Source organism: Arthrobacter sp. 01T419, assembly GCF_056398865.1.
The window spans coordinates 1-13,506 of record NZ_JBFTQF010000002.1 but is presented as its reverse complement, the minus strand read 5'-3'; the positions used below and the strand labels follow the sequence as shown (position 1 = coordinate 13,506).

The window sequence follows — 13,506 nt, the reverse complement described above, 5'->3', positions numbered from 1 at the left end:
CATGATTGAGCCCAAACCGGCCATCCAACCCGAACAGTCCGGAGAGTCCGGCGCGAAGCCGACCCCGGCAAAGAAGCGCCGCTTTGGCGGAACCACGGCCCAGATCCGCTCCGCACTGAAGTTCTACAAGGTCATGGCCTACCTCACCGGCACCATGCTCCTGCTCCTGTGCGCCGAGCTCGTGGCACGCTATGTGTTCGGTGTATACCTCTTTGCCGGCGGCACCAACGCGGCCACCGGGCAGCCCTTCGGTTTCGGCTTCGCTGACGCCGAGTCGAAGGCGGTTCTTGGCGGCGTCAACGTCTCCGTGACGGTGCTGATCGTCCACGGCTGGATGTACGTGGTTTACCTCATCTCGGACTTCCGTTTGTGGTCGCTCATGCGCTGGCAGTTCACGAAGCTCATCCTGCTTGCCTTGGGCGGGGTTGTCCCGCTGATGTCCTTCATTGTGGAGAAGAAGTTCCACTCGGAGGTAGAAGCCGAACTAGCCGCCAATCCGCAGGCATCCAAGCGTTACTGACGGGCCCGCCCCGGCGGGCATTGTGAGATCGCTAACGTCGGGACGGTTTGTGGGCTGATTCCCGGCTTCACGACAGGCTTCAAGGTGCACCGGGGCATCCCGGCAAAGTAGGCTGTTACGGTGACTACTCCCACCGCACCCTTCAGTTCTGAAGCTCAGACTTCCCAGAAGCCGGTGCTGGTTGTTGACTACGGTGCCCAGTACGCGCAGCTGATTGCCCGCCGCGTCCGTGAAGCGAATGTGTACTCGGAGATTGTTCCGCACACTTTCACCACCGAGCAGCTTCTGGCCAAGAACCCGGCAGCGATCATTCTTTCCGGCGGTCCTTCAAGCGTTTATGCCGAGGGTGCCCCGAGGGTTGGCGCAGACCTTTTCGAGGCCGGCGTGCCGGTCTTGGGTATTTGCTACGGCTTCCAGGCCATGGCCAACGCGCTCGGCGGCAAGGTCGCACAGACCGGGTTGCGCGAGTACGGCGCCACCGAAGCCACCACGGTTGGCGAAGCCCGCTCCATCCTTGCAGGCACCCCTGACTCGCAGAACACCTGGATGAGCCATGGAGACTCCGTGCATGTTGCCCCGGCAGGCTTCGAAGTCCTGGCGACCACCGCCGGTGCACCTGTAGCCGCTTTCGCGAACGAGGAAAAGCACCTCTACGGCGTGCAGTGGCACCCCGAGGTCAAGCACTCGGCACACGGCCAGCAGGTTCTGGAGAACTTCTTGTTCGACGGAGCCGGCCTGAAGCCCAACTGGACCACCGGCAACATCCTCGAAGAGCAGGTTGATCGAATCCGCCGGCAGGTCGGTGATTCCAAGGTCATCTGCGGCCTCTCCGGAGGCGTCGACTCGGCCGTTGCCGCAGCCCTTGTGCAGCGCGCCGTGGGTGACCAGCTCACCTGCGTGTTCGTGGACCATGGTTTGCTGCGCGAAGGCGAAGCCGAACAGGTCGAGCGTGACTTCGTTGCTGCAACCGGCGTGAAACTCTATGTGGCAAATGAGCAGGAGCGTTTCCTGTCCGCCCTGGCCGGAGTCAGCGATCCCGAAACCAAGCGCAAGATCATCGGCCGCGAGTTCATTCGTGCGTTCGAGGAAGCAGAGCGGGCCATCATTGCCGAGGCCGCGTCCGAAGGCGAGAGCATCAAATTCCTCGTCCAGGGCACCCTGTACCCGGACGTCGTCGAATCCGGCGGAGGCGAAGGTGCTGCGAACATCAAGAGCCATCACAACGTGGGAGGCTTGCCCGAGGACCTGCAGTTCGAGCTCGTTGAGCCGCTCCGCGCCCTGTTCAAGGACGAGGTTCGCGCCGTGGGTGCGCAGCTGGGCCTGCCGCAGGAAATCGTTGGACGCCAGCCGTTCCCTGGTCCGGGCCTCGGTATCCGCATTGTCGGAGAAGTGAACAAGGAACGTTTGGACCTGCTGCGCAAGGCAGACGCCATCGCGCGTGCCGAGCTCACGGCGGCCGGTCTCGACAACGACGTCTGGCAGATGCCGGTGGTGCTGCTCGCCGATGTCCGCAGCGTCGGCGTGCAAGGTGACGGACGTACCTATGGGCACCCGATCGTATTGCGTCCCGTTTCTTCCGAGGACGCTATGACTGCTGACTGGTCGAGGCTCCCTTACGACCTCCTCGCTAGGATCTCCAACAGGATCACGAACGAGGTAGATGGAGTCAACCGCGTGGTACTGGACGTCACCAGCAAGCCACCGGGAACCATCGAGTGGGAATAGCGTTCTAGGTGACCGGTCTCTTTCCAGAGGCCGGTCACCTTGCATTTCCCCTGAAATCAGGGGTAATTTGCCTTTCCACCAGTGTTGCGGTGCGGACTGCAGGTCGATTCCCGCTACCCTCGAAAGTATGCCGATTTGGTCCAAGTCGTCTCGAGCTAGAACAGAAAAGAAGGCAGCGGTGTCAGTAGGTCAAAGCCACGAAGAGAGCTCTGCAGAGCTCCGGAAATGGCTGTCGGGGCTCAAACCTGTGACTGGCGCGGACACTATGCTGCGCTTCGTCAAGACGCCGGAAGGTTCGATCGACCTTAGTAACGGCCACCCTTCAGGCCTCGCGCAGCTCCTCGCCGGACGCCGAACCCGTCTTTCTACCCTGATCCGGGATCGCCAGCAATATCTTGTTGCCGCGCGTGCAGCCAGGAACCTTCGCTCGAAGATCTTCGAATTGGGCAACGACCGGGGGATCGACGCCGGGTATCTGTCCTGCGGAACTGTCGTCTGGACATCCGCCGTCGGAGGAAAACCCCAGCGCGTTTCCGCTCCCGTCATGTTGGCAGCCATTTCGCTCACAGCGCGGCCCGGCGAGGATGACTACGAACTGCAACTCACGGAACAAGCGGGCATCAACCCTGCGTTGGTCCGGCACTTGAAGACCGTCCATGGAATTGTGTTCGACGTCAATGCGGTGAGCCGAATGGCCTACAACACCGCGCGCCTCGATCCCCAACCAGTCCTTGACCGTCTTGCGACGCTGGTGCAGCCGATCCCAGGTGCCGAAGTAACCCCCAATCTCCTCATAACAACCTTGGCGGATTTGTCCGGGAATCTGGACGACCCCTGGATCAACGAAAACAGCAGCGTCGTCGCATCCTTGTTCGAAGCTGCCAACGGCGGGAACGTTGAACCTGAACCGATCAAGTCCGGGCGGTTCCCGAACCTCGACGAGCGCGAGCCTGCCGAGGAGTCGCTGCTCCTTGATGCGGATGCTGACCAGCAGTACGTCGTGGATGCAGTCCGGGCAGGCGATTCGCTCGTGGTAAGCACCCCGCCAGGCAGCGGCCAGACCCAAACTGCAATCAATGCCATCGGCGCGCTTGTCAACGAGGGCAAATCAGTGCTCGTGGTGGGCGACCGGCGTGCGAGCCTCAACGGGCTCGCCAGCAATTTTGAAGCCCTTGGCCTTGAGTCGATGCTGTTCAGGCCGGGCAATGGTGCCACGGCCCAGCAGCTCAAGGGACAGCTGGTCAGCGCGATCATACGCAACGAGAAGTCACTGGAACCTCAACTTGCGAATCTTCACAAGACCCTGACTGAGCACCGTCATGCCCTCATGGACCATGTCGCGTCATTGCACAATGTTCGCCAGCGCTGGGGGTGCTCGCCCTATCAGGCAATGCAGTCGCTCGCGGAGCTGACCTCCATCCAGCCTGCCCCCGCCACTACCGTGCGCTTGAAGCGCAGCGTGTTGGACAATATCAAAGACCGGGCCGAGCTGGCTGGACGACTGCGCCGCGCTGCCGAACTTGGCAGTTTCAGCCGGGCGTCGACGTCGAGCCCCTGGTACGGTGCGCGCTTGGTCACGCGCAAGGAGACGGAAGAAGCCCAGCAACTGGCTGGCGCCGCCGCGGAGCACCTCCCCAAACTGCGGGAACGGATGAACCAGGTTGCAGAGCACTCCGAAATCCGCCTCGGGGCGAACTTCGCCGAATGGGGCGCGCAACTTGAGCTGTTGATGGCGGTGCGGGAGAGCCTGGACAAATTCACCCCGGATATCTTCGACCGGCCGGTCCACGATCTGATTTCGGCTACCGCCACCTCCGCATGGCGTCGCGAGCGGGGCCTCGAAATGCCGTCGATGCAGCGCTCCCGTTTGCGAAGAGTGGCCAAAGAATACGTCCGGCCCGGTGTCCACATTGCGGATCTGCACAGTTCCTTGGCACTCGTTCAGGAGCAGCGGGCCCTTTGGGCTGAGTACGCCACCACGCAGCGTCATCCTGCCGTGCCATCCGGGCTCGCGGATTTGGGCGCTACGTACCGGGAATTGGACCGGGAGCTCCGTCGTCTGGGCGATTGCCTCAAACACACGGCCGACGGCGGCGACCTTCACGCGACCCGCTACGAAGTTCTCATGGCGCGCCTTGAGCGTCTTGTCGCGGATACGGGAACTCTGGAGACCCTGCCGGAGCGTACGCTTTTGGTCGAGAACATGCGTGAGCACGGACTCGGCGAACTCCTCGCGGATTTGGCAGGTCGGGAAGTCCCTGCCGAATCCGTTGGCGCGGAACTGGAGCTGGCTTGGTGGCAGTCTGCCCTGGAAGCCATGATCAGCGGTGACGACTACCTTGCCATGTCCGACGGCGATTCCCTCCGCCGTCTCGAAGCCGAGTACCGCCTGGCGGATCACGCGCACATTGCCAGCGGTGCAGCCAGGCTGAGGTGGACGCTTGCCGAAATGTGGCGGGCCGGAATCGCGGAACATCCCCGCCAGGCAGAGCTCCTGCGGAATCTGATCAAGGACGGCCGGGTTACCCTCTCGGCGCTCAGCGCCCAGGCTCCGGCTCTGGTTTCCCGGCTGGTGCCTGTGTGGTCCATCAGCCCATACCTGCTGACCGGGCTGTTGCCTGCCGAACAGAAGTTCGACGCAGTGGTGATTCTTGATGCCGAGAGCACGTCTTTGCAGGCTGTGCTGCCGGCCATCGCCCGGGCCGAACAAGTGATTGCCTTTGGCGACGCGAAGATTGCCAACGCCCGCACATTTAGCGTGGCCGTGGAGCCTCCCCTGGCAGGCGTCACGAGCCAGGACACGGTTGACAGTGCCTTCAGTGCATTGGCCCGCGTCTTGCCGACTTGGCAACTGAATTGGGTGTACCGCGCTGTTGATGAAGATCTGGTCCTGCAACTGAGCAAGAATTACTACGATGGTGGCCTGCGTCGACTGCCGGATGGCCAATCCGTCACCGGTCTCGACCGTTCGGTTGTGGTTGAGTACATCCCGGACGGTACCGGACTGCCAGGTTCGGATCACGAAGGCGTGGAATCGGTTGCAGCAGAAGTGAACCGTGTGGTGGATCTGGTTTTTGAACACGCCAGGCTTCGGCCCCGTACCTCGCTCGCTGTGGTGACCGCAAGCCTGCGCCATGCTGCAAGGATCGGCGAAGCCATTAGGCTCCAGCTGCCCAACTATCCTCTGTTGTCCGGTTTCTTCAACGCAGGTGCAGAGTCCTTCCGCGTGGTGGATCTGGAGCGTGCCCAAGGATTGGTTCGCGACCACATCATCTTTTCCCTCGGCTTCGGGCGCACTCCACATGGCCGCGCGCTGCACAGTTTCGGCCCCCTGTCCGCCGAAGGCGGCCGTAACAAGTTTGCCTTGGCAATGACCCGCTCGCGCAGATCCTTGCACGTCCTGAGTTGCTTCCGTCCTGAGGACCTGGATCTGGACCGATTGGCTCATGGAGCGGTTGATTTCCATGAACTCCTTGATCGCGAACTCTCGGGCAATTCGGATCTGGGGACACCGGCAACCAGGGCGGCGGCCAGCGAGCAGGCGCTCGGTGAGGATCCGCTGGTAGCGGATCTGGGCGAGCGGCTCCGTGCTCGTGGAGCCCGCGTGTGGCATCACTACGACGGAGCGCTGGACATCGCCGCGGCGGCCGATCCCGTGCACACCATCGGCCGTGATGACACCGAAATGCCCACCCCGGTGGCCATTGAATCGGATGGCACGGAACGATACCGCCGCATGAGCGTTAGGGAGCGTAGCAGGCTCCGGCCCCAGCTCCTGGAACGCCTCGGCTGGCGTTACATGTCTTTGTGGACCATCGAAGTATTCACGGACCCCTCGTCTTGTGCGGACCGCATCGGTTCCTATCTTGGACTCGAAAAGCCCGTTGCGCCCTCCTTTGGCGCCGTCGAGCATGGATTCCTGGACATGGATGTTGAACAATTGGAACTGGATCGTCAGCCGGAGCCGGGCACACAGGCAGGGCCGGGCACACAGGCAGGACGGGGTAGTCAGGCGGAGCCGGGTCAGGCCGAACTTGGCGGTACGCAAGGTCCAGGCCTGGGACCAGCTATCCAGTAAGGAAGCGCAATGGCGGAGAGAAAGAGCACAAAAGCCAAATACCCCGCGGACAGTGATGCAGTAGAGGCTGCCACCGAGCTGGATAACACGGAGTTGGACAAGCAGGAGAAAACAGAATTGAAGCCCGCACCGGAGCACAAGCCTGTGGGAGAAGGCATTTTGCCCAAGAAGGCCTCCGAGGATGATCCGCGCCGCTGGGGTGACGAGCCCGGCTACGATCACGACGCCTGGCTGAAGGAGCAAAGGCCTCCACACTGGGGCTGAACATTCCACGATGATCCGGGCTATCCGGCATGGGTTTCGGATTGCCTGTTGCCTGATGGATTGACCAAGATAAAGAACAACTTTCCGCGGGTGGAAGCTCCGGCGAGGATTTCGGCTTGCTGCGGATTCGCGGCGACAACTACGAGGCCGTCGGACTCGTTCGTACCGAGCCACTGGCTCGCCCTGCCTCCTTGTGCGGACGTCCACAAAACGGGGACGGCTGCAGCCAGGAGTTCGGATTTCTTGCCGGGTCCTTCAAGTCCATCAGCTGCCGTGAGCACAACGTTGACCAACTGGCCCGGCGAAACAAGCTGAATTGAAGCGGAGTCGGCCATGCGCAGTGGAACGGCTGCTGTTGCGGGCCCGGCGCCGGTCAGCAAACCCGGGCCCAGGAATTGGGCGTCTGTGGGAACCTGCCCTTTCTGAAGGGGCGAGGCAAGCTGCTTTCCCCTGTGTCCAGTGCCAGAGGTGAGCGCTCCGGCGGGAGCTCCGCCGGGAAGGACTTCGAGAGGTTTGAGGTCGGAATCTGCCAAGGTGGACCCGGCCGGAAGGTCCCGGGCCGCGGCGAGGACCGTCACCCGCTGTTCGGAGGCAGGAGTCAGCTGGTGGACCGCGATCCCGGCGGCCACGCACAGCAGGAGTGCCACCACGAGGCGGCGGTTGCGGTTCAGCCAGCTGCCGAACCTGCGATGGTTGGAATACCTCCGGTGACTGCCGGGGCGGCGGGCAGGGCCCAGTGGAAGAGCCGGAACACCGCGAGGGCGGTCCTTGGTGACCGGCGCGAGGCGGCTATTGCCCGGAATCGAAGAAGGCACCGTTGAACTGGGGCTTTGGGATACAAACGGGGTTGCTGGCATGCTGCCACGCTAACCCGGCCAGTAATCCGGAGACAGGGCCTTATTGAGCTATGTGGAAAAGCGGATCAGGCGGAAATGCGGTAACCGGGTGGAAGAACCGCGGTCAGCTGGCGGCAGCCGCGGGAACCGACGCTGGAGCCGGGGATGCAGCTGGCGCGGCAGGAGCAGCCGAAACGGTGCTTCCCTTGGAGTCCCGGGAGTCCGTGCGGTAGAAGCCCGATCCCTTGAACACGACGCCCACGCTGTTGAATTTCTTGCGCAAGGATCCCTGGCATTCGGGGCAGTCAGACAGGGAACTGTCCGTGAAGGCCTGAACGATGTCAAAGGCATGGCCGCAGTCTTTGCAGGCATAGGCATATGTGGGCACTTGTGATCCTCCTCCGGGACGAACTACAGGTCCTGCACTGCGAAGGTGATTGTTCCATCCATTAGCAGTCCCAGGGCCTGAGTGCCAATTCTATCATCCGACGTCGGGGTCTCCACCAGGGAATGTGGCGGAGGGAACAAACTGCCCAGAAGCCCGGTTCGGCCAGCCCGGTTCAGCCAGCTCGGGCTAGTCCGAGCAGGCGGAGAGGGGTAAGGGCTTCTGCGACGGGTTTATCGAACGGTTCGGCAGGGATGGTGCCTGCGGGCAGGACTTCATCGTCATAAACGACGGCGACAGTCGGGGGCCGCTGGCCGTCTGCATCCAGTTTGTCGAGGAGCCGGTCGTAGTAGCCGCCGCCCTGGCCAATGCGGTTGCCGCCCTCGTCGACGGCAGTAGCCGGAAGGAAGATTCCGGTCGCATCCTTGACGACGTCGCTGTCGAATCGTTCGCCTACGGGCTCATCGATGGGGGCATACCTTGAGCGAACAAATGTCGTCTCCGGTGTCCAAAACACCCAGCTGAGGCGTCGCCCCGGTTCACAGACCGGAAGCAGAATCCTGTGCCCAGCCGCATGCAGTGCTTCAAGCAACGGCATCGTCGGCGGTTCGGCAGCCACTCCTACGTAGGCCGCGAAGGTCGCCGGTTTCCCGTGGGAAACAGCATCCGCCCAAGAGAGGCCGCGGTGGGCAATCCCGGTTCCGGCGTCGGCACGCTGTTGCACCGTCCGGGCGAGGCGGCGGTTGCGGTTCTCCCGACGGATCTCGTCTTTCAAAGTCACTTTTGCTCCAGTTCTCGCGTCTGTCCGGCGCCTCGGATCCGTAAGGATCGGCATGATCCCATTCATCGAACAGTGTCCCTTTTTGCCCATTGTCCAGCCACTTCCGTTAGATTAGTCCGGTGACTTCCAATAACTGCGCCGTCCGTAAGGCCGTAATCCCTGTTGCCGGGCTCGGCACAAGGTTTCTACCTGCGACAAAAGCCATGCCCAAGGAGATGCTCCCGGTAGTCGACAAGCCGGCCATCCAATATGTTGTCGAAGAAGCCGTGAGCGTGGGCCTCAATGACGTCCTCATGATCACGGGCCGCAACAAGCGCGCGTTGGAGGACCACTTCGACCGTGTGCCGGCCTTGGAAGCGACCCTGGAGGCCAAGGGAGACACCACCAAGCTGGATTCGGTGCAGGCTACCAGCAACCTCGGTGACATTCACTACGTCCGCCAGGGCGACCCCAAAGGCTTGGGCCATGCGGTTCTGCGTGCCAAGCAGCACGTTGGGTACGAACCTTTCGCTGTCCTCCTAGGCGACGACCTCATTGATGCGCGGGACACTCTCCTCAGCGACATGATCGAGGTCCAGCACAAGACCGGTGGATCCGTCGTAGCCCTCATTGAGGTCGAGCCGTCCCAGATCAGCGCCTATGGCTGTGCGGACATCGAGGACATCGGTGAAGATGGCTACGTTCGCATCAAGCAACTTGTGGAAAAGCCTTCTGTCGAGGAAGCTCCGTCCAACTTGGCCGTGATTGGTCGCTACGTGCTTCACCCCTCGGTATTCGACGTTCTCGAGCAAACCGAGCCCGGCCGTGGAGGAGAGATCCAACTGACGGACGCCCTCCAGGTCCTGGCGGCGGGGGAGGGCGAAGGCAGCGGTGTCTACGGAGTTGTCTTCCGCGGCCGTCGGTACGATACCGGAGACAAGCTCAGCTACCTCAAAGCCTGTGTCCAGCTTGCGTGCGACAGTGAAGACCTCGGGCCCGGCCTGCGTGCATGGCTGCCCGGCTTTGCCGCCGGTCTCAGCAAGTAGCTCCTTATGTGGGGATCGGCCATTTGGCCGGTGACACTTGAATGTGGCGACCTCATTTTGCGTCCGATTCGCTACCGGGACAAGAAGGAATGGACCGAGGTCCGCTCACGCAATAGCGACTGGCTGGCCCCCTGGGAAGCTTCCAACCCGGCACCCGGCGGCCATCTGCCAAACTATCGGCAGATGGTGGCTTCCCTCAACCTCCAGGCGCGGCAGGGGAGTGCCCTTCCATTTGTGATCACGGAACGCATTCCCGGGTTTCAAGAGCCAAGGATTGTTGGCCAGCTGACGGTTTCCTCCATTGTTTGGGGATCGGCGATGACGGCCACCCTTGGCTACTGGGTAGATCAGGCGCGGGCAGGCCACGGGATTGCTCCCACTGCGGTTGCCTTGGCGACCGACCATTGCTTCGTGACTCTCGGCTTGCACCGGATGGAGATCAACATCAGGCCCGAAAACGGTCCAAGCTTGCGGGTTGTTGAGAAGCTTGGATTCCGTGACGAGGGGCTTCGTGAGCGTTTCCTTCACATCAACGGAGAATGGGCTGACCATAGAAGCTTTGCACTGACCTCGGAAGAGGTCCCGGGAGGCTTGCTGGCTGCTTGGCTTGGACGCCAGGCCAACTAGTCCAATTGGGTGAATGACTGTCATAAATCCATTGATTTGCCGACTCTCCGACGACACACCGCGGCCAATGCGGTTGCCCCTGAGCATTTCCTTCTACGGTTTTGATTGTGGACTTCCCTCTCAGCAGCTCAGTGATATTGGTGATTGCTGTGGCGCTGTGGATCGTTTGGGTTGCGCCATACATGTTGCGGAACCGCCGCCTGCACGCACAGGTAGCCGGCGACGCTCCAGTGGATGACAGTGAAGATGACGCTCACGAACTGCAACCCGGGGTGGTTCTGTCAATCGCCCCTCGGCAGGAGAAAGCAATGGAAACCATGCAGAGCACCGCAACCGCATTGCCCAAGGAATCCGCCGGCTCCGGCGAACGGCGTGATGCTGCAAAGGATCCTGTGGTCTTCAAAGTCAGATATGGGCGCTGCGCCCTTGCCCTTGCTGGTCTTCTCCTRCTGCTCACTGCGGCCGTTTCCGGGGTCCTGCGTATTCTCGGCCTTGTTTCCGGCTGGCTGCCGTTGGTCGCCGTAGTCGGTGTGGTTGGAATTGTCTTCCTACTCCGCCGCTTGGCCATCAGGGACCGCAGGATGAAGATGAACGCGGCCTTCCGTAACGCAATGAGTCCCACCGTTGAGAATCCCGGCACAACCACGAAGGCAGCGGACCGTCCGGCGACCAAGATTTTCGATGCGGAAGCACACTCCCGCGAAGCGAAGCGGCTGACCGCCGTCGAACTTCGTCAGGCAGCGCTGAACGTTGCTGTCGCTGCCGGCGACAACACAGTCCGGTTTACGGCGGAATCCAAGGAATCCGAATGGCAGCCGGTGGATGTGCCCAAACCAACATACGTCGACGCTGCCAAGGCACCTCGGCCGGCACCGGAACCCCTCGACTTGCCTGAGGCTCCCAAGCCCCTCGGCAAGCCGACCTTGAAGCCGAGCAGCGCGCCGGCCGCGGGCACCTCGGTTCAGGCGCAGCACGTCAAGCCCCAGAGCGCCCTCAGCAACCTTGACGACGTCCTGCAGCGCCGCCGGGCGTAACCGCCGATGACTTCCGTCGGCGTGGCAGGCGGCACCGGACAGGTGGGCCGCGAAGTCGTCCGTTTGGCGCTCGACGCCGGACTTGACGTGACGGTGCTGAGTCGCCGCCCGCCGTCGGGCACTTCACTGGCCCATCACGACGGCGCCCGCTACTTTCGGGCGGACGTCACCACGGGCGCGGGCTTGGCAGAAGCCCTGCAGGGGGCCGCCGTCGTGATCGACTGCCTGGAAGGCCAGTTCGGCAAAGCCCGCAAGAATTTCGCCGACGGCGGTGCGCGCCTGCTCGCCTCGGCCGCTGGTGCGGGCGTCCGCAAGGCGGTCCTCCTCTCGATCATTAACTGCGACAAGAGCAATGCCGCGTTTTATGTCTCCAAAGCCGAGAAGGAGCGGATATACGCGCTGTCGGCGCTTGAGACTGTCGTGGTGCGGGCCACCCAATTCCACAGCCTCGTCACGGCCGTGTTCGAGACCGGAGCGAAAGTCCGCCTCATTCCGGTTTTCAAGGGCGCGCGCTTTCAAACGATTTCCCCGTCCGATGTGGCTTCCGCGTTGCTTGCCGAAGCTTTGGGGCAGCGTTCCGCGGTCGGGCATCGGACACGGACGATCGGCGGACCGGACATCCGAACCATGCGTGAACTCGCTGAGATCTGGCGAGCGGCTACAGGCCACGCCGGACGTATTGTGGAAGTTCCTTTGCCCGGAGCGATGGGCACGTTCCTTCGGAGCGGGCTGAATTTGGCCCCCAGCGAACGGACAGGGAAGGACACGTTCGAGTCTTGGTTGGCAAAGCGCGAAGATAGTTTGTAGCCTAGGGGCACTGGCAACAAACGGTTGACCAGGGGCTATAGCTCAGTTGGTAGAGCGCTTCGTTCGCATCGAAGAGGTCAGGAGTTCGAATCTCCTTAGCTCCACAGTGAAGGCCCTCCGACCTGCGGAAACGCTGGGTGGGAGGGCCTTCGTCTTGTCTGATCTGGGGCTAGCCACACGGAAACCACACGCTTTGGGATGAAAACGTGTGGCAGGCGATGGCGTTTGTTGAGGATTCTTCAAATTGGCGGTGAGGCCCGACGACCCAAAGGCAACGAGCTGGCGTGGGGTTAAGACGTCGCTAGTATGGCACGGGCATCGCTCTCGTGTTGAGACAAACTCCGTCATTGTGGTTCTGCGCCTTTTGACCCTCGCTGAGACATAGCGGGTTCGCACGCGTCGCGTTCGTCCCCCGACAGTACGCGCGGCGCCCGGTTCGCTGGGGCCAGCAGGTTACAAATCGGACAGTATCGATGTGTCTGGCTGTCAGATCTGGGCCTTGGCCTCGCGCAGCCACGGGGTCGTAGTAGCGGCCGCGGAGGTAGTAGAGGCCTGAGTCGGTGTCCTGGGTCTGGCCGTTCCAGCGCAGCGGGGTGTCGGCGGTTCCGGTTTTGGTGGCGAGGTCCAGTGCCCGGGTTGCCAGGTAAAGGCACTTCAGGGCTGCCTGCTCCGTCGGGAAGTGACCTCTGGCCCGGATCGCGCGCCGGTAGCGGGCGTTGAGCGATTCGATGGCGTTCGTGCTGCAAATGACCCGCCGGATTTCGACCTCATAGTCCAGGAACGGCACGAATTCACTCCACGCGTTCTCCCACAGCCGGGTGATCGCCGGGTACTGCCGACCCCATTTGGCGGAGAACTCCACGAAGCGTTCCTTGGCTGCGGCCTCGGACGGTGCCGTGTAGACCGGGCGCAGGTCACGTGCCACTTCGTCCCGGTACTGCCGGGCGGCGAAGCGGAAGGTGTTCCGGATCAGATGGACAATGCAGGTCTGGACCACGGCCCGCTCCCAGACGGTGTTGATGGCCTCGGGCAGCCCCTTGAGCCCGTCGCAGACGCTGATGCAGACGTCCTCTACGCCCCGGTTCTTGATCTCAGTCAGCACGGAGAGCCAGAACTTGGCGCCTTCCCCGCCGTCGCCTGCCCACAGGCCGAGAATGTCCCGCTCACCGCCGGTGCTCACCCCGATCGCGACATAGACCGGGCGGTTCGTGACCTGCCCGTCGCGGATCTTGACCGTTATTCAGACACCCCCCGCAATCGACGCTGAGTCGGGCGCGGGACTGTCCGATAAACGGTGTGTGGATCCGGCCGGTTTCATTAGTGAGTGGTTCTTTCGAACCGGCCGGCGAAGGTGATCGCGAACGCGTTCAGCGCAGGCTTCCACCTCATCATCCAGCGTGCCCGACCGCCGCCGGTCGGATCAA

General features: G+C 62.3%; 11 protein-coding genes, 1 tRNA gene and 1 pseudogene. 9 read left to right on the top strand and 4 right to left on the bottom strand.

The window, feature by feature from the left end; translation table 11 throughout:
- Position 1: 1 nt before the first annotated feature.
- From AC1DLO_RS03670 to AC1DLO_RS03655, 4 genes are all read left to right on the top strand, one after another.
- Positions 2-520, top strand: a complete 519-nt coding sequence (locus AC1DLO_RS03670) for a DUF3817 domain-containing protein (RefSeq protein ID WP_184740499.1) — start codon at positions 2-4, stop codon at positions 518-520.
- A 120-nt stretch (positions 521-640) separates the two neighbouring features.
- On the top strand, positions 641-2,245 hold the full coding sequence (gene guaA, locus AC1DLO_RS03665; protein ID WP_184740497.1) for a glutamine-hydrolyzing GMP synthase: 1,605 nt from the start codon (positions 641-643) through the stop codon (positions 2,243-2,245).
- A gap of 127 nt (positions 2,246-2,372) precedes the next feature.
- The gene (locus tag AC1DLO_RS03660; RefSeq protein WP_476889293.1) at positions 2,373-6,323 is read left to right on the top strand and encodes an AAA family ATPase; all 3,951 of its coding nucleotides are present in this window, start codon (positions 2,373-2,375) and stop codon (positions 6,321-6,323) included.
- Positions 6,324-6,332: 9 nt separating this feature from the next.
- A complete protein-coding gene (locus tag AC1DLO_RS03655; protein WP_395893822.1) occupies positions 6,333-6,587 on the top strand; it encodes a hypothetical protein in 255 nt (84 codons plus the stop codon).
- 20 nt (positions 6,588-6,607) lie between these two features.
- Here the strand turns inward: AC1DLO_RS03655 and cpaB are convergent, their stop codons facing one another.
- From cpaB to AC1DLO_RS03640, 3 genes are all read right to left on the bottom strand, one after another.
- Positions 6,608-7,444, bottom strand: coding sequence for a Flp pilus assembly protein CpaB (gene cpaB / locus AC1DLO_RS03650; RefSeq protein WP_476889292.1), 837 nt, complete (start codon positions 7,442-7,444; stop codon positions 6,608-6,610).
- Between the two features lie 103 nt (positions 7,445-7,547).
- On the bottom strand, positions 7,548-7,811 hold the full coding sequence (locus AC1DLO_RS03645) for an FmdB family zinc ribbon protein (protein ID WP_059387425.1): 264 nt from the start codon (positions 7,809-7,811) through the stop codon (positions 7,548-7,550).
- Positions 7,812-7,983: 172 nt separating this feature from the next.
- Complete coding sequence (locus AC1DLO_RS03640; protein WP_311770587.1) at positions 7,984-8,589, bottom strand: 5-formyltetrahydrofolate cyclo-ligase; 606 nt, start codon at positions 8,587-8,589, stop codon at positions 7,984-7,986.
- Between the two features lie 119 nt (positions 8,590-8,708).
- Here AC1DLO_RS03640 and galU point away from each other — a divergent pair, with 119 nt between their 5' ends.
- The 5 genes from galU (at position 8,709) to AC1DLO_RS03615 (ending at position 12,186) form a co-directional block, all read left to right on the top strand.
- On the top strand, positions 8,709-9,614 hold the full coding sequence (gene galU, locus AC1DLO_RS03635) for a UTP--glucose-1-phosphate uridylyltransferase GalU (RefSeq protein WP_184740491.1): 906 nt from the start codon (positions 8,709-8,711) through the stop codon (positions 9,612-9,614).
- Positions 9,615-9,620: 6 nt separating this feature from the next.
- A complete protein-coding gene (locus tag AC1DLO_RS03630) occupies positions 9,621-10,241 on the top strand; it encodes a GNAT family N-acetyltransferase (RefSeq protein WP_184740488.1) in 621 nt (206 codons plus the stop codon).
- 308 nt (positions 10,242-10,549) lie between these two features.
- Positions 10,550-11,275 (top strand): hypothetical protein, encoded by a 726-nt coding sequence (locus AC1DLO_RS03625; protein ID WP_476889291.1) that lies wholly within the window; start codon positions 10,550-10,552, stop codon positions 11,273-11,275.
- 6 nt (positions 11,276-11,281) lie between these two features.
- Complete coding sequence (locus AC1DLO_RS03620) at positions 11,282-12,082, top strand: SDR family oxidoreductase (RefSeq protein ID WP_476889290.1); 801 nt, start codon at positions 11,282-11,284, stop codon at positions 12,080-12,082.
- Between the two features lie 31 nt (positions 12,083-12,113).
- Positions 12,114-12,186: transfer RNA gene (locus AC1DLO_RS03615), tRNA-Ala, on the top strand.
- A gap of 476 nt (positions 12,187-12,662) precedes the next feature.
- Here AC1DLO_RS03615 and AC1DLO_RS03610 read toward each other — a convergent pair.
- A pseudogene (locus tag AC1DLO_RS03610) lies at positions 12,663-13,322 on the bottom strand (IS256 family transposase); the annotation flags it as partial.
- Positions 13,323-13,506: the final 184 nt, after the last annotated feature.

Coding starts and splice junctions, on each gene's coding strand:
- AC1DLO_RS03670 (WP_184740499.1), top strand. CDS start 2: ATGATTGAGCCCAAACCGGCCATCCAACCCGAACAGTCCGGAGAGTCC.
- AC1DLO_RS03660 (WP_476889293.1), top strand. CDS start 2,373: ATGCCGATTTGGTCCAAGTCGTCTCGAGCTAGAACAGAAAAGAAGGCA.
- AC1DLO_RS03655 (WP_395893822.1), top strand. CDS start 6,333: ATGGCGGAGAGAAAGAGCACAAAAGCCAAATACCCCGCGGACAGTGAT.
- cpaB (WP_476889292.1), bottom strand. CDS start 7,444: ATGCCAGCAACCCCGTTTGTATCCCAAAGCCCCAGTTCAACGGTGCCT.
- AC1DLO_RS03630 (WP_184740488.1), top strand. CDS start 9,621: ATGTGGGGATCGGCCATTTGGCCGGTGACACTTGAATGTGGCGACCTC.
- AC1DLO_RS03620 (WP_476889290.1), top strand. CDS start 11,282: ATGACTTCCGTCGGCGTGGCAGGCGGCACCGGACAGGTGGGCCGCGAA.